This window comes from Burkholderia cepacia complex sp. TUM26381, from assembly GCF_057439935.1.
Genome location: NZ_CM172007.1, coordinates 897,740 through 921,988, shown reverse-complemented (window position 1 = coordinate 921,988; position 24,249 = coordinate 897,740). Strand labels below are relative to the sequence as shown.

Annotated in this window: 24 protein-coding genes and 1 pseudogene; 11 read left to right on the top strand and 14 right to left on the bottom strand. The window is 66.9% G+C overall.

Features of this window, described 5'->3' with window-relative positions:
* Window positions 1-35: 35 nt before the first annotated feature.
* The 8 genes from ACWMMN_RS20915 to ACWMMN_RS20880 form a co-directional block, all read right to left on the bottom strand.
* On the bottom strand, window positions 36-1,883 hold the full coding sequence (locus ACWMMN_RS20915) for a DUF1302 domain-containing protein (protein WP_282508812.1): 1,848 nt from the start codon (window positions 1,881-1,883) through the stop codon (window positions 36-38).
* A 71-nt stretch (window positions 1,884-1,954) separates the two neighbouring features.
* The gene (locus ACWMMN_RS20910) at window positions 1,955-3,319 is read right to left on the bottom strand and encodes a DUF1329 domain-containing protein (RefSeq protein ID WP_486423888.1); all 1,365 of its coding nucleotides are present in this window, start codon (window positions 3,317-3,319) and stop codon (window positions 1,955-1,957) included.
* 227 nt (window positions 3,320-3,546) lie between these two features.
* Window positions 3,547-3,960 (bottom strand): RidA family protein, encoded by a 414-nt coding sequence (locus tag ACWMMN_RS20905; protein ID WP_486423887.1) that lies wholly within the window; start codon window positions 3,958-3,960, stop codon window positions 3,547-3,549.
* A gap of 17 nt (window positions 3,961-3,977) precedes the next feature.
* The gene (locus ACWMMN_RS20900; RefSeq protein ID WP_282508809.1) at window positions 3,978-4,811 is read right to left on the bottom strand and encodes a phytanoyl-CoA dioxygenase family protein; all 834 of its coding nucleotides are present in this window, start codon (window positions 4,809-4,811) and stop codon (window positions 3,978-3,980) included.
* A 244-nt stretch (window positions 4,812-5,055) separates the two neighbouring features.
* Window positions 5,056-5,676 carry a TetR/AcrR family transcriptional regulator gene (locus tag ACWMMN_RS20895; protein ID WP_486423886.1) on the bottom strand — a complete coding sequence of 207 codons (621 nt, stop codon included), beginning with the start codon at window positions 5,674-5,676 and terminating at the stop codon, window positions 5,056-5,058.
* 64 nt (window positions 5,677-5,740) lie between these two features.
* The gene (locus tag ACWMMN_RS20890) at window positions 5,741-6,415 is read right to left on the bottom strand and encodes a hypothetical protein (RefSeq protein WP_486423885.1); all 675 of its coding nucleotides are present in this window, start codon (window positions 6,413-6,415) and stop codon (window positions 5,741-5,743) included.
* Between the two features lie 35 nt (window positions 6,416-6,450).
* Window positions 6,451-7,110: a c-type cytochrome gene (locus tag ACWMMN_RS20885; protein ID WP_486423884.1), complete on the bottom strand. Its 660-nt coding sequence runs from the start codon at window positions 7,108-7,110 to the stop codon at window positions 6,451-6,453.
* A gap of 10 nt (window positions 7,111-7,120) precedes the next feature.
* Window positions 7,121-8,605, bottom strand: a complete 1,485-nt coding sequence (locus ACWMMN_RS20880; protein ID WP_486423883.1) for a flavin monoamine oxidase family protein — start codon at window positions 8,603-8,605, stop codon at window positions 7,121-7,123.
* Window positions 8,606-9,121: 516 nt separating this feature from the next.
* Here ACWMMN_RS20880 and ACWMMN_RS20875 point away from each other — a divergent pair.
* The 10 genes from ACWMMN_RS20875 to ACWMMN_RS20830 all read left to right on the top strand — a co-directional run bounded on the left by ACWMMN_RS20875 (window position 9,122) and on the right by ACWMMN_RS20830 (window position 19,063).
* Window positions 9,122-9,703, top strand: a complete 582-nt coding sequence (locus ACWMMN_RS20875; RefSeq protein ID WP_486423882.1) for a DUF488 domain-containing protein — start codon at window positions 9,122-9,124, stop codon at window positions 9,701-9,703.
* 67 nt (window positions 9,704-9,770) lie between these two features.
* Entirely contained in the window at window positions 9,771-10,919 is a 1,149-nt protein-coding gene (locus tag ACWMMN_RS20870) for an acyl-CoA dehydrogenase family protein (protein WP_340624718.1), read from the top strand.
* Window positions 10,920-10,956: 37 nt separating this feature from the next.
* Window positions 10,957-11,361 (top strand): thioesterase family protein, encoded by a 405-nt coding sequence (locus ACWMMN_RS20865; RefSeq protein ID WP_034180561.1) that lies wholly within the window; start codon window positions 10,957-10,959, stop codon window positions 11,359-11,361.
* Window positions 11,362-11,378: 17 nt separating this feature from the next.
* Window positions 11,379-12,398, top strand: a complete 1,020-nt coding sequence (locus ACWMMN_RS20860) for an NAD(P)H-dependent flavin oxidoreductase (protein ID WP_256086093.1) — start codon at window positions 11,379-11,381, stop codon at window positions 12,396-12,398.
* Window positions 12,395-13,534: a prephenate dehydratase gene (gene pheA, locus ACWMMN_RS20855; RefSeq protein ID WP_059239630.1), complete on the top strand. Its 1,140-nt coding sequence runs from the start codon at window positions 12,395-12,397 to the stop codon at window positions 13,532-13,534. The genes ACWMMN_RS20860 and pheA overlap by 4 nt, the downstream gene beginning before the upstream one ends.
* Entirely contained in the window at window positions 13,534-14,205 is a 672-nt protein-coding gene (locus ACWMMN_RS20850) for a hypothetical protein (protein ID WP_486423881.1), read from the top strand. The genes pheA and ACWMMN_RS20850 overlap by 1 nt, the downstream gene beginning before the upstream one ends.
* Complete coding sequence (locus ACWMMN_RS20845; protein WP_174992424.1) at window positions 14,202-14,726, top strand: shikimate kinase; 525 nt, start codon at window positions 14,202-14,204, stop codon at window positions 14,724-14,726. The genes ACWMMN_RS20850 and ACWMMN_RS20845 overlap by 4 nt, the downstream gene beginning before the upstream one ends.
* Window positions 14,727-14,880: 154 nt before the next feature.
* Window positions 14,881-16,326 (top strand): efflux transporter outer membrane subunit, encoded by a 1,446-nt coding sequence (locus tag ACWMMN_RS20840; protein WP_486423880.1) that lies wholly within the window; start codon window positions 14,881-14,883, stop codon window positions 16,324-16,326.
* Window positions 16,323-17,522 carry an HlyD/EmrA/EmrK family protein gene (locus tag ACWMMN_RS20835; RefSeq protein ID WP_174992426.1) on the top strand — a complete coding sequence of 400 codons (1,200 nt, stop codon included), beginning with the start codon at window positions 16,323-16,325 and terminating at the stop codon, window positions 17,520-17,522. Before ACWMMN_RS20840 ends, ACWMMN_RS20835 begins: the two co-directional genes overlap by 4 nt.
* A 2-nt stretch (window positions 17,523-17,524) precedes the next feature.
* The gene (locus tag ACWMMN_RS20830) at window positions 17,525-19,063 is read left to right on the top strand and encodes a DHA2 family efflux MFS transporter permease subunit (RefSeq protein WP_256086091.1); all 1,539 of its coding nucleotides are present in this window, start codon (window positions 17,525-17,527) and stop codon (window positions 19,061-19,063) included.
* 413 nt (window positions 19,064-19,476) lie between these two features.
* On the opposite strand, the gene ACWMMN_RS20825 is transcribed toward ACWMMN_RS20830, so the two are convergent.
* Genes ACWMMN_RS20825 through ACWMMN_RS20805 form a run of 5 tightly spaced genes read right to left on the bottom strand, consistent with a single transcriptional unit; the run spans window position 19,477 to window position 23,046 of the window.
* On the bottom strand, window positions 19,477-19,788 hold the full coding sequence (locus ACWMMN_RS20825; RefSeq protein WP_059239621.1) for a DUF1330 domain-containing protein: 312 nt from the start codon (window positions 19,786-19,788) through the stop codon (window positions 19,477-19,479).
* A complete protein-coding gene (locus ACWMMN_RS20820) occupies window positions 19,785-20,135 on the bottom strand; it encodes a non-heme iron oxygenase ferredoxin subunit (RefSeq protein WP_059239619.1) in 351 nt (116 codons plus the stop codon). Before ACWMMN_RS20820 ends, ACWMMN_RS20825 begins: the two co-directional genes overlap by 4 nt.
* 14 nt (window positions 20,136-20,149) lie before the next feature.
* On the bottom strand, window positions 20,150-20,668 hold the full coding sequence (locus tag ACWMMN_RS20815) for an aromatic-ring-hydroxylating dioxygenase subunit beta (protein WP_059239617.1): 519 nt from the start codon (window positions 20,666-20,668) through the stop codon (window positions 20,150-20,152).
* The gene (locus ACWMMN_RS20810) at window positions 20,669-21,928 is read right to left on the bottom strand and encodes an aromatic ring-hydroxylating oxygenase subunit alpha (protein WP_059239615.1); all 1,260 of its coding nucleotides are present in this window, start codon (window positions 21,926-21,928) and stop codon (window positions 20,669-20,671) included. It lies immediately after the preceding gene.
* A gap of 11 nt (window positions 21,929-21,939) precedes the next feature.
* Window positions 21,940-23,046, bottom strand: coding sequence for a 3-deoxy-7-phosphoheptulonate synthase (locus ACWMMN_RS20805; RefSeq protein ID WP_174992428.1), 1,107 nt, complete (start codon window positions 23,044-23,046; stop codon window positions 21,940-21,942).
* A 206-nt stretch (window positions 23,047-23,252) separates the two neighbouring features.
* Here ACWMMN_RS20805 and ACWMMN_RS20800 point away from each other — a divergent pair, with 206 nt between their 5' ends.
* Window positions 23,253-23,693, top strand: a complete 441-nt coding sequence (locus ACWMMN_RS20800; RefSeq protein ID WP_059239613.1) for an acyl-CoA thioesterase — start codon at window positions 23,253-23,255, stop codon at window positions 23,691-23,693.
* 42 nt (window positions 23,694-23,735) lie between these two features.
* Here the strand turns inward: ACWMMN_RS20800 and ACWMMN_RS20795 are convergent.
* Window positions 23,736-23,945: pseudogene (locus ACWMMN_RS20795) on the bottom strand (LuxR C-terminal-related transcriptional regulator); the annotation flags it as partial.
* Window positions 23,946-24,249 lie beyond the last annotated feature (304 nt).

Genomic DNA, 24,249 nt, shown 5'->3' with positions numbered 1-24,249 from the left:
ACGCGCGACGCACGCCGCCCGCGATCCCGCCGTCGTCAGAAATTCCGCGTGACGAACAACCCGACGAAATTCCGGTCCGCGTACGGCTGACCCACCGTGTTGTGGCCGCCCCAGAACGCGGTGAAGTTGATGCCGGCCTGCCAGTTCGGCGGGTTCTGGTTGAACAGCACGTAGACGTTCACGGACTTCGCGCCCTGCATGTAATTCGCGGTGAACGTCGGCGTATAGCCGTACAGGCCGTCGGAGAACGTCACGCCGGGCGTGACCTGCCAGCCGGGAATCAACGAGCCGTCATAGGTCCAGTTGAAATCGATCGTCGCGCCGACCGAACTCGACGTGCCCTGCCCCATCCCGATCGGGTAACCTGCCGCCGACCCGTTGTTCAGCCACGGCAGGTAGCCGGTCTGCGGCACCTGCGTGACGGTCTGCCCGTCGATCGTGCGCGTCACGTTCGAGCCGAGGCCCGGGTAGTAGATCCAGGTCAGTTCCCAGGTCAGCGCAGCCGAATCGGCGCCGAGCAGCTTCAGGAACGGATACTCGCTGCGCGTCAGCGCCAGCAGCCCGTTGATGTCGTACTGGAATTTTTTCTTGTCGACCCATTGCTGGCAGTCGGTGCCGGCCACGCCGTTCGTGTTCAGGTCGAGCGGGCCACCTGCGCCGTAGCAGCTCGACAGCGCGACCGCGTCGCGCGGCCGGTACGACAGCTCGGTGCCGATCGCCCAGGGTCCGAGCCCGAAGTTCGCGCTGACGCCGAACAGTTGCCGCCGGCCGAGATACGACCATTGCTCGGTCCCGTTCGCGAGCGACGCGAGCACCGGCGACTTGTCGGTGTAGTTCAGGTAGTAGAACGCGAAGTTCGCGTCGAACGAGCGCGGCGAGTAGTTGAACTTCACGCCGAACTGCGGCCGGTATTTCGCCGGCAGGTTCGTCGTGCTCGGCAGGCCGATGTCGTTGAACGGAGGCCCGGCATACGTGCCGTTCACGAGCCCGTTCTTGATCGCGTTGAGCGTGTCCTGGTTGCCGGCCGCGCCTGGTCCGCCGATCGCGTTGGCGATCGTGCCCGCGCTCGGGCCGGTCACGTTCAGGTTGTTCGTGTTGATCGTGAACGGTTCCGCGCCGCGACCGAAGCCGTTCGTCACCGACCAGTACGACCCGACCGGCGGGTAGCGGTTGCCGTTCCACTGGAACTGGTAATAGGCCTCGGTGCTGAACCCGTGCGACAGGTCTGAAGCGAAGCTCACCATCGGCGCGGGCAGCAGCGCCTGCTTGAGCTGCGAGCCGGGAATCAGCAGCTTCTGCACGTCGATCGAGTTCGTCGCGTTGATCCCGCTTTGCGCGAACATGCTCTCGCCCCAGTTGATCACCTGGTTGCCGAGCCGCACGTGCGCGTTGCGCCCGCCGATCGTGAAATCCTTCTGCGCCCACAGGTCGAGCAGTTGAGCGTTGTACACCACCTGCGCGGCGGCCGTGCTCGACAACGGTGTGCGGTTCGTATTGCCGGCAAGAAAGTCGTACATGCCGGTGCCGCGCACCATGAACTTCAGCCCTTCACTCGGCATCTTCAGCAGCAGCTCGCTGGTCGCGCTGATGTACGTGCTGAACGGCTGGCCTTTCCGGTAGTTCAGGTCGCCGTTGTCCGCGTAGCCCCATTGATTGGTGTTCGCCGCCGCGCCGCAGCCGAATGCATTCGGATCGCCGGTGAGCGAACAGCTCGGGTTCTTGGTCCGGATACCGGCGCCGGCCGTCAAGTTCGTCACCCACGAGCCCTGCAGGTCACCATTGCCCATCGTGAAATCGTAGCCGTAGGCGCTAGACGCCGCAGCGCCCGTACCCGCGACCGCGATCCATACCGTAGCATTCCTGATTATCCGTTCCGGTTCCATGATCCGCTCCTCCCCTGTTCAATGCCGGCGCGTCGCGCGCGCCGGTCCTTGTGTTCGTCAGTTGACTCCCGTCAACGCTCGCTTACGGAGCGCAGCGATTCCGCCGAGTAGAAATCGGACTTGAAGCGCGGGTCGTCCGGCTGCTCGAGCCAGCGGATGTCCTTGCCCTGACCGATGGACGACGCGTCGAACACGTAGCGGCCGTTGATCATGTCGTACTGCGCGAGCGGCTCGTTGTCGCAGGTGCCGCCGATTTCCCACACGGGAATCGGGTAGCTTTCCCGTACCTTCCACAACTTGCCCTGCGCGTCGTAGTCCTCGCCGACGAGCGCGAGCCAGCTGTCCTCGTCGAGATAGAACACCTTCTTCGACGCGACGTGCCGCGCGCTCGGCTTGAGCGTCGCCTCGACGACCCACACGCGGTGCGTCTCGTAGCGACGGTTCGCGGCAGCAAGGCCGTCGGGTGTCGCGACGTCGTGCAGCTTGCTCTTGAACTTGTACATGCCGAACGCGTTGTACGGAACGATCATTTCCTTCTTGCCGACCAGTTTCCAGTTGAACCGGTCGAGCGAGCCGTTGAACATGTTCCCCTCGTCGATCAGGTACTGGTTCTCGAACCCGATCAACGGCGCATCGTGCGTATAAGCCGGCATGCGTCGCACGCGCCGCTGGCCCGGAAAGTAGTAGTAGGTTTCCGAATCCTTGTTGAAGTACTGCCGCTGGACGAAGGCCTGCCCGGCCAGCGCGGCGGGCGAGTTCATCTGGAAATAGACGGCCATGCTCAGCTGGTCGACGTCCTGCGGTGAGCTCTTGCCGAGTTTCGCGGACGGGAAGTAAAGGGTCTGCGGTCCGACTGCATCGATCCATTCGCTGCTGCCCGGCCGCGGCGAAATGGCCGTGGCGACCTGCGCCCAGTCGACGCCTACGCCGCGATAGCGCATCTCATAGTTCAGGATCGCTTCGACGCCGTTCTTCGGTTGCGGGAACGGCACACCCGGCAACACGGCCGATGCGAGGTTCTCGCCAGTCGAATCCAGCTTGGCCGCGGTGAGGTTCGCCTTCGAGTTCTGCTCGGCGACGTCCGGCAACTGGCATTCGCGATGGGACGGATAGACCTCCATCCTGTAGCCCTTCTTCTGCTTGATCAGTGCGACCTGGCCAGGCGACAGCTTGTCCGCGTACTTGTCGACGTTGGCCGCATCGATCGAATAAAGCGGCTTCTCGTTGCGATGCTTCCAGAAATCGCCGCGCACCTTGCCCCACTCCCAGCCTGCATCGGGCGGCTGCTTGCCCGCATAGGCCGGCACCGTGCCGTCCTTGCTCGCTGCGCGGTCGGCGCCGGCCGGCGTCAGGTCGTCCGCCGCGACGGCGGTGCCGATCGCAACACTTGCTGCTGCCGCGATCGCGGACACAGCCCAGAAACGATGCTTCTTCATCACGGTTCTCCTTCCCACTCCGCCTTCGCTCGCCCGTTGTGGGCGAAACGCGTTTGCTTCGATCGCCGTCGTCAGCCGACGACGGCGTCGCTCCCTGATCGCAGCCGGCCGGGTTCCGGCCGGCCGCCTGCCGATCGCATTGCTTTCGGTGATTCGCTTTCATCTTTCCTTCAGGACTGCGATTCATGTAGAACGCGAGTCCGTCCGGAAATCCACCGCTACCGCCGTCAGTCCCTGCCCGAACCTGCTACCGCCACCGCGCGAATCTCGACGCACAGTCCCGGCAACGCCAGTTGCGTGACGCCGACCGCGGTCCACGATGGATAGCGGTTCGGGAAATACGCGTCCTTGACTGCCGCGAAACCCTCGGTCTCGCTCTGCAGATCCGTATGGAAGGTCGTGAGCTCGACGACGTCGGCGAGACTCGCACCGGCCTCCTCGAGAATCATCTTCAGGCACTCGAACGCGATCCGTGCCTGCGCCTGTACGCCGTCGGCCGGCTTCATCTGCGCGTCGAGGCCGACCTGGCCCGAGACCCAGATCAGGTCGCCCACGCGTGTCGCCGGCGAGAAGTGGTACGCGTCGTACCAGGGCTGGAACGCGGACGGAACAATCGATTGCCGCTTCGGGGTTGCTGTCATGATCAAAGTCTCCCTGCTCAGACGAGTTGACGGAAACACGGCGCGCGGAACGGATCGCCAGCCTTCAGCCCGGCGAGTTCCTCGACGAACAGCACGCCGGCCGGCGTGAAGCCCGAGCGGCTTTCGTCGGGCAGCGGACTGAACACTGCGTCGTCGCCGAAGAAGCGCAGCACGAGCGTATGGCGATCGGGGAACGCCGCATCGACCGCGCCGCCACCGTGCAGCACGCCCGGATGGAGCAGCAGCACGTCGCCCGGCTTGGTTTCCCAGGACAGGATGTCGTACGCATCCGGCGTCGCGCGGCGCTCGGCTTCGATGTTCGGCAGGCGCGGCCACACGTCGCCGCCGTGCAACGGGTCGGTCGGATCCTCGGCGTTCTGGAACGTGGTGCCGTCGTGGCGTACGCCGCGATGCGAGCCGCGCACGATCTCCAGCGCATTGCGCTTCGGCACGCCCTCGAAGCTGATCCACGCATTGCCGAAGTGCATCCCTTGCCACGGCAGGTACGACGTGTCCTGATGCCACGGCGAACGCGCGCTCTTGCCGCCGCCCTTCATGAACAGCTCTTCCGCGAAGTACCACACGTGCTTCGAGCCCCAAAGATCGGCGAACAACTGCCCGAACGGGAGCGTGCCGACGAGTTCGTCGAGCCGCGCCTTCGCATACGGATTCGCGTTGTCGTTGTGCGACTTGTACTCAGTGCCGTCGAGCAGCGTCGACGCCATCGGGCCCGGGTTCTCCATCCCCCAGTCGAACGCTGCACGGCATTGCGCGAGCTGTTCTTCGTTGAGCACCCCTTCGATAAGTACGGCCCCATTCTCAAAGAAGGCCTTCCGCGTCACTGCGTCCATCGTCAATCTCCTGATTCGTCCAACAATCACCGGCGGCGATCCATCACAGCCGGCACCTTCAGTGGAACATGATGACTATGTTAGGTCATCATGACAAAACCACAAAAAAGATAAAGCCGGGGTATTCCCTGTTTCGTCTGCATGATCGAACGCGCATCGCGACGGGCTCTCGCCCGTCATGACAATCGGCTTTCGGCCTTCATACAAGCGTGCGACGAAGCACGACCGCGACTTCGTCGCAATGTCATCCGCGCACGCAGCCGAACACCGTGTGCGTCAGGAAGCCGACCAGCACCGCGTCGGCCAGCGTGTCGTCGGTGCCCCACGCATCGACCGCACGGCATGACTGCACGCCGTCGCACAACGCGGTCAGGCCGAGCGCCAGCACCTGTGCAGGCAACGGCAGCGACACGCCGGCGCGCGCCGCGTAAGCGTCGATGCAGGCGACCGCCAGCGCCTGCCGGTCGCGCAGGAACGCGCCGAACCGCGCACGGAACTGCGGGTCGCGCGCCGCCTGGAGTTGCGCTTCGAGCCACATCAGGCGCGGCGCATGCCGCGCGGTACACCGCCGCCAGTACGCGAGCATCGCGTGTTGCGCACCGTCGGCCGAGTCATGCGTATCGGCAATCCGCTGCAACGTAGCCGCAGCCTCGTCGTGATCGCGCCGCAGCAGTTCGAACAGCATGTCCGTCTTGCTGCGGAAGTTCGAGTAGAACGCGCCGCGTGTATGCCCGGCCGCCACCGCAATGTCTTCCACGCTCGCAGCCGCATACCCTTTCTCCGCGAAAATCACTTGCGCGGCGTCGATCAGGCGCTCGCGCGTCGCGCGTCGCCGCTGTGCACGGGTCAGGCGAGGCGCGTCCATCGGCACGCTCCGTCTCCGGTCGGCCACGATTTACGAACCTCGATCATGTTATAAGTACAGCTATTCATTTCGGATACGACAACACAGAAGCTCCAGCCCGACTGCGCCCATTCTCTTTCTCCAGCGCGCAATACGCGTAATAGAGGGCAGCGGTCAGATATGACCACATCAGCAGCGCCAGTACGTAGAAATTGAACACGATGTTGGTTTCTTCGCCCGGGATCTTGTAGAAATCGTAGATGCACGCGATCGCCTGAGAACCGACAAGCGCGATCGTCGTCGTCAGCGCATGGAGCACGTGGCCGGTACGCACGAGCCGCAACACGAAACCGGCGAGATAAATCGACATCAGCGTCCACATTGTCACGTAGAAGTACGGCAGCACGTGTCCCAAAGTGCCGGCCACCAGCGCGATCGTCCCGAGGGTGGCGAGCACGAACAGCGTCACGTCCTGCCGCATCGATGGCCGGTAGCCGTGCGTAACGGCCATCAGGCCTGCGACCGCGATTACCGGCATCCCGAACCCGCGCGAGAAGGCGTCGAGAAAGTGCGATATGAAATACGACACCGGCGATTCTGTCGCGAAGAAGATCACTGCATTAGATGCGGAGATCGTGACGATCCACCACTCGAAGCCGAGCAGGAAGTTGCGCTTGCGGACGAACTTGAAGCCGTACACGCCGGTCGTCGCCGCAAGAGTCGCGCTGGAAAGACAAAGGACAAGTGATCTGTGATCCATGATGAGAACTCCCGAGGTCGATTGCGTTCGATGATTCACTGTTTGCCTGGGCTGGCGCTCGCGAGATACGTCGCGACCGCCGCACGATCGGCCACCGACATCCCTCTCGCAACGCGCTGCATCGTGCCCGTCGCCTCGGTGCGCGAGCCGTTCGCGAATGCGTCGAGCTGCGCGAGCAGGTAGTCGTAGCCCTGCCCGGCCAGACGCGGAAACTGTGCCTGCCCCGTCAGCCGCGCGCCGTGGCAGGCAGCACACGCGCCGCCCGTCACCAGCTGCTCGCCTTTCGTGCGCAGCCGCGCGTCCGGTTTGAAATAGCGGTTATCCTCCGGCGCCTGCTTCGCATAGTATTCGGCCAGACGAGCGATCTCGGTTTCGCTCATCGTCATCGCAAGCGGACCCATCGTCGGGTTCGCGCGTTGCCCGCTCGCGAAAGCGCGAAGCTGTCCGGTGACGTATTGGGTCGGCTGGCCGGCGAGGCTCGGATACGCCTGGCTGAGTGACGTACCCTTCACGCCGTGGCAGTTCATGCACGCGTCGGTCACACGCGGCCACGGGCCGCCGTCGGCCTCGTCGGCTTGTGCCGCCGTATCGATATGGTTCTGCAGTCGGTAAAAGCCGAGCAGCGTCGGCCCATAGAACGCCAGCAGCGCGCCAATCACCACGAGCGCCGCGAGCAGCAGTATGCGTTTCTTCATCTTCGCTCTCCTAAGCACGACGCAACGCATTGAGCGCCTGAAGCGCGCTTTGGTGACCCGATCGAACGGCGCCGTCCATGTAGCCGGCCCAGATGTTCGCGGTCTCGGTACCCGACCAGATCAGGTTGCCGCACGGCGCGCGCAGTGCTTCGCCGTGCGCGCTCCAGAAGCCGGGCGGAATCGCCGATATGCACGTGAGCGTCCACGGGTCGGCCAGCCCCCAGTCGCGGTCGTGGTATGACACCGGCGCGCGCGCGTCGTCGCCCCACGCCTGCGCGTACAGATCCATGAGCATCTGCTTCGCGGCCTGCGGGTCCGACGGCACCAGCGCATTCCGGACGAACGCGTTGATCACGCCGATCTCGCCGCCCGGCGGCGAATTGTCGTAAGCCCAGAAGATCGGCCCGTCGGTCTGGAAGAGGTGGCCGTTCAATCCCTTATCGCGCCAGAACGGGCGGCGGTAGACCATCGCCGTCTTGCGCGCCGGCGAATGGGCCGGCCACGCGCGCTGCAGCGCGTTGCGCCCTTCGGGCAGCGGCGGGTCGAACTGCACCTGGTGGCACAGCGCCGGGTGGAGCGCCATCACGACCTGTTTCGCGCGCACCGTGCCGCGATCGGTTTCCAGCGTGACGACGTCGCGATCCCAGCCGACGATCCGGCGCACCGGCGACGACAGCCGCACCTTGTCGCCCAGTTGCTGCGCCATCCGGATGCTGAGGATCTGCGAGCCGCCGACGAAACGCGTTTCCTGCGCGCTGTGCCTGATCGAGTCGAGCTGTGAGTAATCGCAGTCGGCGGAATTGATCATCGACAGAAAGTGCAGCAGCCCCATCTTTGCCGGCGCGACGCCGCCCGACAGCGAGATCGACGAGTTCCAACCCATCCGGTCTTCCGGTTTGATGCCCTGCGTCGCGAGCCAGTCGCCGACCGACAGCCGGTCGAGCTCACCGGCCTTCGGCGACGTCCACGGCGCACCGGACGGCACGTCGCGCGACAACTTGCTCAGCTTCGCCGCGACGGTTTCGTCGGTGCCGAATGTGCCCTGCAGGTCGATCTCCGCGCGCCCGTCGCCACCGAGAATGACCGTCTTGCCCGCGTAATAGCTCGGGAACGTGCCAACTTCCAACTCGCGGGCGAGATCGGCGACGGCCGTCTGGCCCGGGCCGATCCACTGGCCACCGACCTCGGTCACATACCCGCCGCCAACGTCGTAGTTCAGCGTGCGGCCGCCCACGCGATCGCGCGCCTCGAGCACGACGAACGATTCGCAGCCCGCGTAGCGCAGGTCCCGCGCGGCCGTCAGGCCGGCCAGCCCGGCGCCGACGATTGCAACGTCGAGCACGCCTGCGTCATGGCCGACGGCCGGCGCCGCATCGGCCTTCGCCCGTGCGGCGCCGAGTGCCAGCCCGCCCGCCGCGACCGACGCGCCCGCGACCTTGAGCCACTGCCTGCGCTGCAGGTCGGCCGCTCCGCTGATGGATGACTTCCTGGACATGATGTGTAGGTACCGCCTGCAAATGGCGCGAGCGGCGGCCGCCCCGGCGGCACGCGACCATCACTCGCGCGGAATTTGACGACTGGATGCGAGCGCGCTCCGCTTTACCTGCCGCCGGGGCACGCACCTCGAATCAGGTAGGTGATCCCGTTCGCATTCCTGCCTGTAAACGTGCCGAATTTCCTTGTGGCGATATGGATTTTCCGGCGCCCTTAATTAGTAAATATTGCAAAAGATAGGTCATCATACATACTTTTTGGGAGAAAAAAAAAGACAGGGTATTCCCCTGTCACGCAGCACCTGGCGGTGATTCCGAAAGGCCGTGGTAAGCAAAGTATCGCAACTCCGACCCACAAGTTGCCATTTCGTGTGTGAGGGTCGACCCGGATTCATGAGTACGCGACGCTTCGGATACTGACAAACATGCTCAGCGACCGAATTACGCTGCTCGGCGACGCAGCCTCCAGCCTCTTCACCGTCGCGCTTGTAGCGAACAGCCTGGCTCCTACTTAGTCGTTGTCCGACAAGTCAACGTACCGGTACCCGTTCTACACGATCGGCCATTCGAACCGCACGCTCGACGAATTCGTCGGCCTGCTCGATGCGGCCGGGATCGCGCTACTCGCGGATATCCGCAAGATGACGCGCTCGCGAACCCATCCTCAGTTCAACGAAGCGACGCTGCCGGAGGCACTGGCGGCCGACGATATTGCGTACGAACACATCGCGACACTCGGCGGCCTGCGCGGCAAATCGCGCGACGTGCCCGACGACGTCAACGATTTCTGGACGAACCGCAGCTTCCACCGCTACGCCGATTACGCGCTGTCGCCGGAATTTCGTTCGGGCCTCGATCAGCTGATCGCACGGGGGCACGAGCAGCGCTGCGCGATCATGTGTTCGGAAGCCGTGTGGTGGCGCTGTCACCGGCGCATCGTGTCCGACTACCTGATCGCGCGCGGCGAGACGGTACTGCACATCATGGGCCGCAATCGCGTGGAGCCTGCGCGCCTCACGGCCGGCGCAGTCGTCCGGCCGGACGGCACGATCGTGTATCCGGACGTCGAAGGCGGCGCTGCACCGGAGTGCGATAACTGACAGTTTCTCGTCCGGGGGCTTTTCATTAGATTGGCGACACGATCCATGCAACGTCTCGCTCCCCGACATGACTCTCACTGCCAGCGAAGCACAGCACACGACGACCGCCACGTATCGCGACATCGCTGAACGCCATGCGCGGTCCGCCCCTTCCGGCGCTTTCCATCGCGCTGCCTGGGATGCATTGTCCGATGCGGGACTGTGGCGCCTGCCGGTACCGCGCGAACTCGGCGGCGCGGGCGGCACGTGGCACGACTTCATCGATGCGTTCGAGGCGATCGCCGCAGCGCTGCGCTCGGTCGGCTTCGCGATGGCGCTCGCCAATCAGGCGACGCTGATTCGCGCAATCGTCTCCTACGGTTCCGACGCGCAGCGTGCACGGCATCTGCCGCAGCTGCTGTCCGGCGCCATCGGCGCCACGGCGATCTCGGAGAAAGGCACCGGCACCGAGGTGCGCGCGCTCGAAACATGCGTCGTTCGCGACGGCGACCACTACCGGCTCGACGGCCACAAGTACAACATCAGCCACGCGCCCGAAGCGCGCCTGATGATGATCGTCGCGACCCTGACCGGTGAAGGCAAGCCGACCACCGCGCTGGTGCTGATCGATCCCGAACGTGAAGGCGTTCAGCGCAGTGCGCCGCAGGCGACGTTCGGCGTCGCGGATCTGCCGATCGGCGACCTCACGTTGTCCGGCGTGCACGTCGACGCCGACGAACTGCTCGGCGCGCCCGGCGACGGACTGCGCCTGCTGATGGACATCGCGTCGATGAATCGCGCGCTGTTCGGCCTGCTGTGCGCGAACGTCACGCAGCCGTTCCTTGCCGACGCACTCGCGCACGCCGGCGGCCGCAAGACGCTCGGCGTCGCGCTGGACGCGCATCAGCACGTCCAGCGCCGGCTGGTCGACGTCCACGTCGGCATCGAACGCACACGCTGGACGGCCCGCGCCGCACTCGACCTGCTCATCGGTCAGCACCCCGAAGCGCTCGCGAACTGCTCGATCGCGAAGCTCGCGGGCGCACGCGATCTCGCACAGGCCGCGCTGCACCTCCTCGCGATTCACGGTAGCGACGGCTACCGGCGCGGCCCGCTCGCCACCTTCGTCGCGGACGCGCTCGCGATGGGCTCGGCCGGCGGCACCGAGGAAATGCATTACCGGAACATCTTCAGCCAGTTGCAACGACGCGCGGCCGCCACGGCGCGCGCGGCGTGACCGCTCACCCTTTTCATCCCCCCTCGAGGAGCTTCCCTTGACTATCCAGACTGGCCTGCGCGCCCGCGCCACCCACCGCGTCGACACGATTTCGCTCGCCGATCAATGGGGCGGCGAAGCGCACGCGCTCGCGAGCCCGATCATGATCATCTTCATCGAACAGACCTGCATGCAGGCGACCGATCACCTGCTGCCGGCCGGACAGATGACGGTCGGCTACAACTTCGAGATCAAGCATCTCGCACCGACGCCGCCCGAATGGGACGTGACGATCGATGCCGAACTGATCGAGGTCGACGGCCGCATGATGACGTACCGGGTCGAAGTGCGCGATGCGGTGGGTGTCGTCGGCGAAGGCGTGCATACGCGCTGCGCCGTCAGCCGCGACGGCTTCCATCGCCGTCTCGACGAGCGGCGCGACAGCGCGGCGCTCGCACGCTAACGAGCCGGAGCCCGACCATGATTCCGCTTCCGCTGCAGGGTCTCCGGCTGCCGGTGATTGCGTCTCCGATGCTGATCGCGAGCTATCCCGAGATGGTGCTCGCCCAGTGCAAGAGCGGGATCGTCGGCGCATTTCCGGCGCTCAACGCGCGGCTCAGCACGCAGCTCGGCAACTGGATCGACACGATCGACGGTACGCTGCGCGCCTACCGCGACGCCCATCCCGACGCGCCGGTCGGACCGTTCGCGGTCAACCACATCTGCCATCCGTCGAATCCGCGCGTCGAACAGGATCTGCGCATCTGCATCGAACGGCGCGTCCCGTTGATGATCACGAGCCTGCGCGCACCGTCGCGCGACGTCGTCGATGCGATCCACGCCTACGGCGGGATCGTGCTGCACGACGTCACGACGGTACGGCATGCGCAGAAGGCGCTGGAAGCCGGCGTCGACGGCCTCGTCCTCGTCGCGGCGGGGGCGGGCGGCCATGCGGGCACGCTGTCGCCGTTCGCGCTGGTCACGGAAGTACGGCGCTTCTACGACGGCTTCATCGCGCTGTCCGGCGCGATCGCGACCGGCGACGCGATCGCCGCCGCGCGCGCGCTCGGCGCCGACTTCGCGTACATCGGAACACGCTTCCTGGCGTCGCACGAAGCAAACGTGGTGCAGCGGTACAAGGACACGATCGTCGAAGCCAACGCTGCCGACATCATCTACACCGATGCGTTCACCGGCGTCCACGGCAACTACCTGCGCCAAAGCATCGAGGCGGCCGGGCTCGATGCGCGCCGGCTCGCGCGGGTCGACGGCGCGCAACTCGATTTCTCGCCGGAAGGCGGCGCGAAGCAGTGGCGCGACATCTGGGGCGCCGGCCAGGGCGTCGGCGCGATGGACGCGGTACTCAGCGTCGCCGAGATCGTCGAGCGGCTCGCGGACGAATACGAACGCGCCGTCGCGCGCGTGCAGCCGGGCGCAGCCGCGCACGACGCCGCACGCCGGCCGGCCGCCTCCCCGACTTCACGGATCGAAACGCGATGACGACGTCCGAACTGGCCGCCCCGTCGTCCGTCGACGATGCGATCGCGCGCCGCCGCGCGCAGATCGACGTGATCGACGACGAACTGCTCGCGCTGATCGGCCAGCGCATCGTTCACGCCACCGAGATCGGTCATCTCAAGCGGCATGCGGGGCTCGCAGTACGGCAGCCTTCCCGCGAAGCTTCGATCGTCGCCGAGCTGTGCGCGCGCGCGCCGTGGGGGCTGCGCGACCGCGACCTGAGAGCCATCTGGCAGACGCTGTTCCGCGCGAGCCGCGACGCGCAATCGCTGCCGTCGGTCGCGTTCCTCGGCCCCTCGGGCACTTACACCGAAGCCGCGATGCTGCGTCACTTCGGCGAATTCGCACGCGGGCAGGCACACGAGACGATCGACGCGGTATTCGAAGCGCTCGCGCGCGGCGACGCGGAATGCGCGGTCGTACCGGTCGAGAACTCCTCCGAAGGCAGCGTGACGCGCACGCTCGATCTGCTGATCGCCCAGGCGGCGCCCGTCACGGGCGAAATCGAACTGCCCGTCGCGCACTGCCTGCTGAGCGCGAGCGGATCGCTCGACGGCGTCGACAGCGTGGTCGGTCATCCGCAGGCGCTCGCGCAATGCCGCGCGTGGCTCGACACGCATGCACCCGACCTGCGCCGCATCCCGGTATCCAGCAACGCGGTGGCCGCGCGCGAGGCCGCGCATCTGTACGACTGCGCGGCGATCGCCGGCGAACCGGCAGCCGCACTCTACGGACTGCGAATCGTATCCCGCGCGATCCAGGATCACTCGGACAACCGCACGCGCTTCGTGATCGTCGGCGGCCAGGCACCGGCGCCGACCGGCCACGACCGCACGAGCATCGTATTGCGGCCGACCGATGCACCCGACGCGCTCGCGCGCATCTTCGATGCGCTCGCCCATCATCGTGCGCCGCTGCTGTGGGTCGACGTGCGGCCGGCACGCGCGGCTGGCCAGGCGTACCGGTACTGCATCGATTTCGGCGGACATCCGCTCGATCCGAACGTGCGCGCGGCGCTCGACGAGATCGCGCTCGCCTCATCCGAACTGCGCGTGCTCGGCGCCTATCCGCGTGCCGCTGGCGACACGGATGCGCATGACGACGGCACGGACGCGTGATGACGATGGTGCCCGCGTCGTCCTCCATCGCCGCCCGGCTGCTCGCGATTCGCGACGGCCGCGACGATCGCCTGCTCGTGCTGTGCGGCATCGCCGCGGCGGGATGTGTGCCGCTCGCCGCCGGACGATGGCTGCGCGCGCTGCGCGCCGAATACGACGGCGAACTGGAGCTGCTGCCGTTCGTGCGCGGCACGCCGGATGCCGCCGGCACCGCGTGCCTGCTGCGGCGCTGCGCGCGTCTCAGGCTTCCGGCGGTGGCGATCGGCGACACCGCGGCGACCGCCTATGGCCGCTGGCGCGCGTGCCTGCCCGCGGCGCCGCTGACCTGGCAGGTGCTCGAAACCGGCGCGGCGCGGCCCGCGGCGCCGCTACCCGGCGGCCTGCTGGCACGCTGGCCGGCACGCCCGGCCGAGCCGGTCGACTGGCCGCGCTCGCGCCGCGTCGTCGCGGATCTCGGCGCGGCGACGCCGACGCTTGGCGCCCGCATCGGCGCGCTGGCCGACGCGCTGTACGACGGCACGCTCGTGGTCGCCGGCATCGCGCTGGACATGCCCCCCGGCGCGCCTCACACCTTCATCACCGATGCGCTGGACCCGCTCGCGAATTTCGTCCGGATCCAGCGGATCGCCGCGGTGACCCGCCGCGCCCCGTCGCTGCGGAGCCGCCTGTGAGCGCGCGCCCGCAGGCAGGCCCGACGCGCATCGCGCTCGTCGGCATGCCCGGCGCCGGCAAGACGACCCTCGGCAGCGCACTGGCCCGCGCGCTCGCGTTGCCGTTCGTCGACGCCGACCGCGAACTCGAACGCCGCTTCGGCGCGCCCGTCGCGGCGCAATTCCATGCGGGCGACTTCCGCGCCCGTGAAGCCGACGTCATCGACATGCTGACGCGCGGGCCCGCGCTCGTGCTCGCGACCGGCGGCGGCGCCGTGCTGCGCGACGACACGCGCGCCCGGCTTGGCCAGCGCTGTTTCGTGATCCATCTCGCGAGCGATCTCGACACCCTGTGGCACCGCACGCGCGACGACGCCTCCCGCCCGCTGCTGAACGTCGCCGATCCGCGCGCGGCGCTCGCCACGCTGCACGACGCGCGCGAATCGCTGTACCGCGCATGCGCGCACTGCCGCATCGATACGTCGGGCCAGTCCGTCGCACAAACGCTCGCGGCAGCGCTCGACGCGCTTGCCGTCGCGTAATCCGCCCCCTCGATCCGCCCCCCTTTTCAACTGTTGCAACGACGCCGGCTGCTGCGGCGAACTGCCATTTCTGCCAGTTGCCGATCGTCGAATAATATCTAAAGATATATTTTTAGATATGAATCGTTCGCCATCGCACGACAGGAAACCGATCATGCCCTTCCTTATCGACCGAGCGCGCGGCTCGCGCCGCCTGGTTCCCGCGCTCGCCGCGCTCGCGATCGCCGGCTGCGCGCCGTTCGGCCCGCAACGCCCGGCGGCCCGCATCACCCCCGTCGAGCAACTCGATGCGGGCACCGCGATCCGTTCCGCCGGCGCCGGCTCGCCGGCGATCGCCGAACGCTGGTGGAGCGCGTTCGGCGATGCGCAGCTGGATCGCCTCGTCGACGACGCGCTGGCCGGCGCGCCGACGCTGCAAGCGCAGCGTGAACGCGTCGCGCAAGCGCTGGCCGACGCCGACGTCGAAAGCGCCGCGCTGCTGCCGCAACTCGGCGCGACCGTGAGCGCGGTGCCGACACGCCTGCCCGGCAGCTACCGGACGCCGCCGCCCGCGGCCGGACACTGGCAGGTCGACGCGCAGGCGCTCCTCGGCGCGTCGTGGAATCTCGACATCGCCGGCCGGCAGCACGCGCTGGCGCGCGCCGCCGCGCTGCGCGCGGACCAGCAGCGCGCGCTCGAACACGCGGCCACCGTGTCGCTGCAGGCGGCGATCGTCGAAACCTACCTGCAGCTCGCGCTCGAACAGCAACTGCTCGCGATCGCGCGCGATACGCTGCAGCAGCACAGCTATCTGCTGCGCCTCACGTCGCAACGCGCCGACGCCGGTCTCGACATGCAGGTCGCCGTGCTCAGGGCGAGCGAACCGATTCCGCATGCGCAGGCCGACATCAACACGCATGCGGCCGCCTCGGCCCGGCTGCGCCATCGGCTCGCCGCGCTCGTCGGCCGCGGCCCCGGTTACGCCGATGCGCTGACGCCCGCCGCGGCGCCCGCGGCCGCACTGCCGATGCCGGCCGTCCTGCCCGCGGCGCTGATCGGCCGCCGTCCGGACGTGCTGGCCGCGCGCTACCAGGTCGAAGCCGAAGCAGCGAACATCGACGCGGCGCGCGCCGCGTTCTATCCGGACGTCAACCTGCTGGCCTTCGCCGGCGTGCAGAGCTTCGGCTTCCGCGCGCTGTTCCACGGCAACAGCGGCACGTTCGGCGCAGGCCCCGCGATCACGCTGCCGATTTTCGAGGGCGGCCGCCTGCGCGCCGGCCTGCGGGCGCAAACCGCTGCCTACAACGCCGCCGTCGCGGCGTACGACGACACCGTCGTCAACGCGCTCGCACAGGTCAGCGACACGCTCGTCCAGATCGACACGCTCGGCCGGCAGCGCGCGCTTCAGCGCGAGGCGCTGTCGCGCGCGCAACAGACCTACGCCGTCGAGACGCAGCGCTACCGCAAAGGCATTTCCGGCTACCTCGACGTCCTGCTCGCGGAAGGCCGGCTGCTCGAGGATCGCGCGTCGGTCGCCCGTGCGGACGCGTCGTTCGCGATCGAGCACGCCCGCCTGATCGCCGCGCTCGGCGGCACCTCTTCCACTGGAGTCACGCAATGAACCGTCCCGAATCTCCCGCCGCCGAGCCCTCGCTGCAACGCGCGCGCCGTCGCTACTTCCGCTGGTTCTTCATCGGACTCGCCGGCGTTGCCGGCATCGCCGCCGCCGCGTGGGCCACCACGCGCGGCACCGAAACGACCGACGATGCGTACGTGTCCGGCGACGTCGTGCAGATCTCGCCGCAGATCGGCGGCACCGTCGACGCCGTGCGCGTGCAGAACGCCGACTGGGTTCGTCCGGGCGACCTGCTCTTCAGCGTCGACAAGACCGATGCCCGGCTCGCGCTGGACGAAGCGGTCGCCCAGCTCGCCCACGCGGTGCGCGAATACCGCACCGCGCATGCCGACGCGACCCGCGAGGAAGCGCAGATCCGGCTGCGGCGCTCCGAATTGTCCAAGGCGAACGACGATCTGCAGCGCCGGCTGAGCCTCGCGCAGGACGGCGGCGTGTCGCGCGAGGATCTTCGCCATGCGCGGGATGCGATGGACGGCGCGGCGGCCGCGCTGAACGCGCAGCAGGCCGCCTACGACGCGACGCTCGCGCACACCGACGGCACGTCGATCGACACGAACCCGCTCGTGCGCGCGGCGGCATCCAGGGTCCGCAGCGCGGCGCTCGCGCTGCGTCGCACCGAAGTACGCGCGCCGCTCGGCGGGCTCGTCACGCGCCGGAGCGTGCAGGTCGGCCAGCACGTCGCGCCCGGCACGCCGTCGCTGGCGCTCGTGCCGCTCGATCACGTGTGGGTCGAAGCCAACTTCAAGGAATCGCAACTGCGCGGCGTGCAAGCCGGGCAGCCGGTCGAGCTGTTCTCGGACCTGTACGGCAGCAACGTGGTGTTCCACGGGCGCGTCGTCGGGCTCGAAGCCGGCACGGGGGCCGCGTTCGCAGCCGTGCCCGCGCAGAACGCAACCGGCAACTGGATCAAGGTCGTCCAGCGCGTGCCGGTCCGGATCGCGCTCGATCCCGACGAGCTGCGCGCGCATCCGCTGCGCATCGGCCTGTCGATGACGGCATCGGTGCCGGTCGGTCAGGGCCGCGGCACCGCATCGGCGTCGACGCCGGCCCGCCCCCCCGAGGTGCGCCGGTCGATCGACGCCACGTCGATCTATCGTGACGACGACGAAGCGGGCGACGCGCTCGTCGCCGAGACGATCCGCGCGAACAGCGGCGCCCGCCCGCTCGCACCGGGAGCCTGACGATGCGCTTTTTCGCCCGGAACGCGGCGCCGAAACTGCCGCTGGAGCCCCTCGCCGGCATGCCGCTGGCGCTCGTCGCGATCGCGGTCAGCGTCGCGAACTTCATGCAGACGCTCGACCTGACGATCGCGAACGTCGCCGTCCCGACCATCGCGGGCGATCTCGGCGTCGCGCCGGACATGGGCACCTGGATGCTGACCTCGTTCGCGACGCCGCTCGCGATCACTTTGCCGCTGACCGGCTGGCTCACGCAGCGCTTCGGCCAGGTGCGGCTGTTTCGCCTGTCGGTGCTGCTCTTCGTGCTCACGTCGATCCTGTGCGGGATGGCGCCGAACTTCGAGTCGCTGCTGCTGTTTCGCGCGCTTCAGGGCGCCGCGTCGGGCCCGATCACCGCGCTGTCCCAGGCGCTGCTGCTCGCGGTGTTCCCGTCGACGCGCCGCCACGTGGCGCTGGCCGTGTGGCAGACCACGACGTTCGTCGCGCCGGTGCTCGGACCGATCGCCGGCGGCTGGATCACCGACAACCTGAGCTGGCCGTACATCTTCTATGTGAACGTGCCGCCGGGCGTGCTCGTGCTGGGCGTGCTCGGGCGGCTGCTGGCGGGACGCGACAACGCCACGCGGCGCCTGCCGGTCGACTTCGTCGGGCTGCTGCTGCTCACCGCCGCGTTCGGTTCGTTCCAGTTGCTGCTCGATCGCGGCCAGAATCTCGACTGGTTCGCGTCCAACGAAATTCGCGTGCTGGCGGTCGTGGGCGCCGCGTCGTTCATCGCGCTGATCCTCTGGGAGCTGACCGACAACCATCCGATCGTCGACCTGCGGCTGTTCGCCGACCGCAACTTCACGACGAGCACGCTCGCGATCACGGTCGGCTTCGGGCTCTATTTCGGCGCGCTGGTGCTCGTGCCGCTGTGGCTGCAAACCCAGCAGGGATACACGGCCACCTGGGCCGGCATCGCCACCGCGCCGCTCGGCGTCGCGGGGATCGTGATCGCACCGCTGCTCGGCCGCTTCCAGGGCCGCACCGACCCGCGCCTGCTCGCGACCGTCGCGCTCGTCGGCTGGGGCGCCGCATCGTTCTGGCGCCTGCACTTCAACAGCGACGTGACCCTCGGCGACATCGCCGCCAATTCGCTGCTGATGGGCGCCGCCACCGCGTTCTTCATCACGCCGCTCGTGTCGCTGTCGCTCGCCGGGCTGCCGCGCGAACGGCTACCGGCGGCATCCGGGCTGCAGAACGCGTTGCGCCGGATCGGCACCAGCGTCGCGACGTCGGTCGCGCCGACCTACTTCGAGCGCCGCTCCCGCGTGCACAACACCTATCTCGTCGACCACATCACGCCGTACGATTTCGCGGCCGGCGACTGGTTCGCGCGGCTCGATCACGCGGGTCTGTCGCCGTCCGGCGCGCTCGCGTCGGTTGCGCATGCGATCGACGTCGAAGCGCACATGCTCGCGCTGAACGACTTCTCGTTCGGCTGCCTGCTGCTGTTCGGCGCGACGCTGCTGACGGTCTGGTCGATCCGCTACCGCCATGCGTGACGCATGAGCCGCGGTGCGCGGCTCGCGGCCGCTGCGCGCACGGCTTGCGAGACGCGGCCAGCGCCGGCAGCGTCGCCCGACGGGCGCCGCAACCGCAACGCCGTCCGGTCGCGACGGCCCTTCGACTCGCTTCCCGGATGGCATGACACGCCCGCGCAGGTGCAGCCACTGCATGCGCCGGGCAACGGCATGGGCGAGATCGTGCGCGCGGAACTATCGGGCACCCGTCTCGCCCGGCGGGATCGACCGGCCGGGTAGCCGGCCCGCCGGCAGGCAGCGCGGGCATCCGCCGGCGCGTATCGCCCTCCGCCATTGCCGACGAATCGATGCCGCCGGCCTGACTGTTCTGCATCCCGAAATGAAAAAAGCTCCGCGCCGGTCAACCCGGCGCGGAGCCCCTTCACCTGTACCGCTTAACGCGGATCGCTGGCAACCGGCACGTAGCCGTCGGCGAGAATACCGATCGTCCGCGCGGCCGGCTCGCGCAGCCGCTTCGCCGCCTGATAGCCGTCGGACTGATACCACTCGCGGGCGCGCTCCGCCGACTCGAATTCGAGCACGACGACGCGCTTCGGCGTCCAGTCCCCTTCCAGCGTCTCGACTTCGACGCCGCGCACCAGGAAGCGCCCGCCGTACGCGGCCACCGTCGGTGCACCCAGCCGGCGGTACGCCTGGTATGCGTCGGCGTCGTGCACGTCGATATCGAACACCACGTAAGCGCTCATGACCGCACCTCCGCCGGCGCCGCCGCATCGGCCTGTGCGAGTTGCACGAACACGCGGCCGTTCTCGATCTTCACCGGATAGGTGCGCACGCACGTCGTCAGCGGCGCGCACAGCGCGATGCCGGTCCGCACGCTGAAGCGCCCCTGATGCAGCGGGCATTCGATCTCGTCGTCGAGCAGGAAACCGTCGCTCAGCCGCGCTTCGCCATGCGTGCACTGATTCTCGGTCGCGAAGATCTCGTCGCCGACCGCATAGAGCGCGATGTCGCGCCCGCCCACCCAGACGCCGAGTATTCCGTCGGTGCGCACCGCTTCCGGCGCGACCGCGTCGATCCAGTTCGTAGTCACTGTCTGCCCCTCGTTCAGATCGGGAAAATCAGCGAGTTCGGAATCATCTCGCTGTCGTAGACGCAGATGCGCGATTCGAACCGCAGCCCCTGCGGCGTCCGCACGATCCGGTCGAGGTAGCGCCCGGTGTTGTAGACGTCGCTCATCTGCTCCGTCTTCGTGCGCAGCACCGCGTAGTTCGTCTCGGCCTCGATCACCGTGTCGTCGAGATACGTGACGAGCGGCAGTCCGATCACGTGGCGCTGGTAGTACGGATCGAAGAACAGCGTCTCCTTGATGCCGTAGACGCGGTCCTTCAGCATGCCCTTGCTCTCGAAATCCATCACCGCGAGCGGCAGGTTGCGCTCGTGGTTCTCGCGCGGCACCACCGTGTACCGGCATTGCTCGACGAAGAATTCCGGCCACGCGTCCCAGTCGCCGCCGTCGAGCACGGCCGCATAGCGCGCATTGAGCTGGACGAGCGCGTAGAAATCCTCGAAGCCCGCGTGCAGCCCGGCGGCCGGCCGGTCGGTTCGTGTCGTGATCGTGCTCATTCAGGCCTCCATCACTTGGCGCCAGTACTGGTACATGCCGCGCACCAGTGTTTCGCTAACCATATGATCGGTTTGATCGTCGACCTGCCGGCCGCCGAGTTCGTTGTAGACGTTGCCGCGCTGGATTTGCTCGAAGCTCTGCTGCACGCACTCGATGACCTCGCCGTCGTCCGCCGACACGAAGCCGGCCGGCCCGAACAGATTGGCCTGGCGCAGGCGGCGCCGCGTCATCTCCTCGGTGTCGGTCTCGAAGCCGAAATGGGTCCACACGTAGTCGAACACGCCCGGGCTGACCGGCCGGATGCGGCGCGTCGACAGCGCATTGACCTGCTGCTGGATGATGACGCTCGGCATCAGCGTGAGCATCACGACGGTCGGATCGCCCCACCACGGTTCGTGCACGACATCGAGGAAGCGGTCGTCGTTCAGCGTCATGCGCTCCTTGAAGCTCGTCACGTTGTGCGTCACCTCGCCGCCGCCGCCGCCGCTGCGGATCGACACCATCGCGCCGTGCCGGTGATGCGCATCGGTCACAAGCTTGGCGGGATTGTCCGCCCGCCACAGGCCGAAGTTGACGAACCAGGTGTGCAGCAGCCCCGCGTGATACGGATCCTTGATGTTCTCGACCATCAGCTTCCAGTTGCTCGGCACGCGCTGGCGCGTGTAGCCGAGCACGGTCAGCTTCGGGCCGTGGAACAGGCGGTCGTAGTAAGGCAGGATGTTCGGGCCGAGGTAATCCTCGAACGATTCGACGTTCTCGTCGAACGACGCGAACACGGCGCCGCCGCGCGTCGACACGCGCAGGCGCCGCAACGCATGCTTGCCGGGCTCGAAATCCGCCGGCATGCCGCCGTTGATCTTGCCGCCCTGACGCACGCCGCGCCGGAACGGCACGCCGATCAGGTTGCCCTTCAGGTCGTAGTTCCACTGGTGATACGGGCAGTGGAAATCCTTCGCGTTACCGGCGCGCTCGCGGCAAAACTGCATGCCACGGTGCGCGCACGCGTTTTCGAAAACGACGATCTCGCCGTCCTCCGTGCGCGTCATCACGACGGATCGCTCGCCGACTTCCGTGCGCTGGAAATCGCCGGGAGACGGCACTTCAGCTTCGAGGCCGATGTAGCACCAGTGATTCGCGTAAAACAGGCGCTCGAGTTCGCGCTGATACAGCGCTTCACTCGTGTACGCCTCGTACGGCGTGCGGCTGGCGCCGTCGCCTTTCCAGTCGAGCGCGCGGGCGATGTCGATGGGTGAGTTCAAGAGAGCTCCTTTCAGTAAGAAACGGCCTGCATCGCGACGGCGGCGCCGTGCGCGATGAAGCCGGCTGGCGAACGCCGCCGCGCAACCACCGCGGCAGCCAACTGCTCGACGAGTTCGGCCGTGTGCTCCCAGCCGAGACATGCGTCGGTAATGCTTTGCCCGAACACCGGCGGCGTGCCCGGCACCACGTCCTGCCGCCCCTCGACGAGGAACGACTCGATCATCACGCCCACGATGGCGCGCTCACCGCGATGCAGCTGCTCGGCGAGGTTGCCGCAGACGTCGATCTGCGCGCGCGTCTGCTTGCCGCTGTTGCCATGGCTCGCGTCGATCACGACATACGGGGGGAGATGCGCGTCGCGCAGCGCGGCGCAGGCCGCCGCGACGCTCGCGGCGTCGTAGTTCGGCGTCTTGCCGCCGCGCAGGACGACGTGCGTGTCGGGATTGCCGGGCGTGGTCGCGATTTCCACGCCGCCGGCCACGGACGGCCTCAGATAGCTGTGCGACGCACGCGACGCACGGATCGCGTCGATCGCGACCTTCACGTTGCCGTCGGTGCCGTTCTTGAAGCCGACCGGCAGGTCGAGCCCCGATGCCGCCTGGCGATGGATCTGCGATTCGGTCGTCCGGGCGCCGATCGCGCCCCAGGACACGAGATCGTCGAGATACGGCGCGGTCATCGGATCGAGAAACTCCGTCGCGGCCGGCAGGCCCAGCGCATTGATGCCGAGCAGCACCTGGCGCGCGACGCGCAGGCCGTCCTCGATCCGGAAACTGCCGTCGAGATACGGATCGTTCAACAGTCCTTTCCAACCGACCGTGGTGCGCGGCTTTTCGAAATAGACGCGCATCACGATCTCGAGCGCATCGGCGTACCGCTCGCGCAGCGGCGCGAGCCGGCGCGCGAACGCCAGCGCAGCCTCCGCGTCGTGGATCGAACACGGCCCGACGATCAGCGCAAGCCGGTCGTCCTCGCCCGCGATGATCTGCGCCAATGCACGCCGCGCATCGGCGATCGAGCGCGCCAGGCCGGGATCGCATGGCAATTCGGCGCGCAACCGCTGCGCACTGATCACCGCCACGCCTTGCGTCAACGCTGCCTCAACGGATTTTTCCATTTAACACTCCACTCTCGCTGATCGGATGCCGATTTACGGAGGCAATTAGAGCGCGGTCAAATCCATGGTGATACTGTCATTTATCTCAGAGGCATTTCGCATAGTGAATATCTGTGATTTCCGACAGTATTCCGATATGCGGATCGCGTCTAACTTAACTCCTGAACAAACACGTTCACACCTGCTGTTCTGCCAAGGAGCCTGTAATGACAAGAAAATATTTCGAGACCCGAATCGACGTGAAGTATCGGGAGACGGACGCGATGGGCCATGTGAGCAGCCCGGTCTATTACGATTATCTGCAGCACGCCTACCTGACCTACATGCACGATCTGCTCGATCTGCCGTATTCGGAAAAGCTGCCGCACATCATGGTCAAGACCTCGTGTGAGTATCTGAAGCCCGCTCAGTACGGCGATACGATCACGGTGCGCAGCAGCGTCACGCGCTTCGGCTCGAAGAGCTTCGAACTGGAATACCTGATGGTGCGCGACGGGCAGACGGCCGACGAGGATTCGGCCGACGATCAGGCCGTGGTCGCGCGGGCCGTGTCCACCCACGTGATGTTCGACTACGGCAGCAAGACCACCGTGCCGGTGCCGGAAGAGTTCAGGACGCGCGTGCTGTCGTTCCAGGGCGCGATCTGATGGCGCAACCGGGGAGGCCGCGGACGGGCGCCCCGGTGCCGTTCATGCAAACACGATCAGACCCATCAACACGGCTTTCACGACCGCGTTGGTCTTGTTCGACGCATTGAGCTTCACGATCGATCTCGAAATATGGAAATTGATCGTCCGCTCGGTCAAGCCGAGAATGATGCCGATCTCATACGCGGTCTTCCCCTCCGCCGCCCAGCGCAACACTTCGCATTCACGCATGCTGAGGGTGACATCCTCGGGAGTCGCTATATTCGCCGCAAACTGAACCATTCGTTTCCCCATCCAAAATAAGACGCCAATATTTCAGATTCACGATTTCCAATGTTCACCTCAATTCACATACCCCTCGGATTGGATATTTATTATTTAAAGGCTCCACGAATGTTCGGCGAATTCAAAAGCAAAGGCTGCCCTACCTATTATCTCCGGTGTTGTTCGAACGGAATCGAGCATACCTAATCGATTTACGGTTCGGAAGATGCACGACACGCAATATATCAATGACGTTGACGCACGCCACCAGCATTGCACGACGCGTCACATC

What these genes read in the sequence shown, in the direction of transcription:
- ACWMMN_RS20835 (WP_174992426.1), top strand. Translation starts at nt 16,323, where the DNA reads ATGAACCGTCCCGAATCTCCCGCCGCCGAGCCCTCGCTGCAACGCGCG.
- ACWMMN_RS20885 (WP_486423884.1), bottom strand. Translation starts at nt 7,110, where the DNA reads ATGAAGAAACGCATACTGCTGCTCGCGGCGCTCGTGGTGATTGGCGCG.
- ACWMMN_RS20850 (WP_486423881.1), top strand. Translation starts at nt 13,534, where the DNA reads ATGACGATGGTGCCCGCGTCGTCCTCCATCGCCGCCCGGCTGCTCGCG.
- ACWMMN_RS20860 (WP_256086093.1), top strand. Translation starts at nt 11,379, where the DNA reads ATGATTCCGCTTCCGCTGCAGGGTCTCCGGCTGCCGGTGATTGCGTCT.
- ACWMMN_RS20890 (WP_486423885.1), bottom strand. Translation starts at nt 6,415, where the DNA reads ATGGATCACAGATCACTTGTCCTTTGTCTTTCCAGCGCGACTCTTGCG.
- ACWMMN_RS20830 (WP_256086091.1), top strand. Translation starts at nt 17,525, where the DNA reads ATGCGCTTTTTCGCCCGGAACGCGGCGCCGAAACTGCCGCTGGAGCCC.
- ACWMMN_RS20840 (WP_486423880.1), top strand. Translation starts at nt 14,881, where the DNA reads ATGCCCTTCCTTATCGACCGAGCGCGCGGCTCGCGCCGCCTGGTTCCC.
- ACWMMN_RS20900 (WP_282508809.1), bottom strand. Translation starts at nt 4,811, where the DNA reads ATGGACGCAGTGACGCGGAAGGCCTTCTTTGAGAATGGGGCCGTACTT.
- ACWMMN_RS20915 (WP_282508812.1), bottom strand. Translation starts at nt 1,883, where the DNA reads ATGGAACCGGAACGGATAATCAGGAATGCTACGGTATGGATCGCGGTC.
- ACWMMN_RS20805 (WP_174992428.1), bottom strand. Translation starts at nt 23,046, where the DNA reads ATGGAAAAATCCGTTGAGGCAGCGTTGACGCAAGGCGTGGCGGTGATC.
- ACWMMN_RS20815 (WP_059239617.1), bottom strand. Translation starts at nt 20,668, where the DNA reads ATGAGCACGATCACGACACGAACCGACCGGCCGGCCGCCGGGCTGCAC.
- ACWMMN_RS20880 (WP_486423883.1), bottom strand. Translation starts at nt 8,605, where the DNA reads ATGTCCAGGAAGTCATCCATCAGCGGAGCGGCCGACCTGCAGCGCAGG.
- ACWMMN_RS20825 (WP_059239621.1), bottom strand. Translation starts at nt 19,788, where the DNA reads ATGAGCGCTTACGTGGTGTTCGATATCGACGTGCACGACGCCGACGCA.
- ACWMMN_RS20895 (WP_486423886.1), bottom strand. Translation starts at nt 5,676, where the DNA reads ATGGACGCGCCTCGCCTGACCCGTGCACAGCGGCGACGCGCGACGCGC.
- ACWMMN_RS20910 (WP_486423888.1), bottom strand. Translation starts at nt 3,319, where the DNA reads ATGAAGAAGCATCGTTTCTGGGCTGTGTCCGCGATCGCGGCAGCAGCA.
- ACWMMN_RS20870 (WP_340624718.1), top strand. Translation starts at nt 9,771, where the DNA reads ATGACTCTCACTGCCAGCGAAGCACAGCACACGACGACCGCCACGTAT.
- ACWMMN_RS20905 (WP_486423887.1), bottom strand. Translation starts at nt 3,960, where the DNA reads ATGACAGCAACCCCGAAGCGGCAATCGATTGTTCCGTCCGCGTTCCAG.
- ACWMMN_RS20800 (WP_059239613.1), top strand. Translation starts at nt 23,253, where the DNA reads ATGACAAGAAAATATTTCGAGACCCGAATCGACGTGAAGTATCGGGAG.
- pheA (WP_059239630.1), top strand. Translation starts at nt 12,395, where the DNA reads ATGACGACGTCCGAACTGGCCGCCCCGTCGTCCGTCGACGATGCGATC.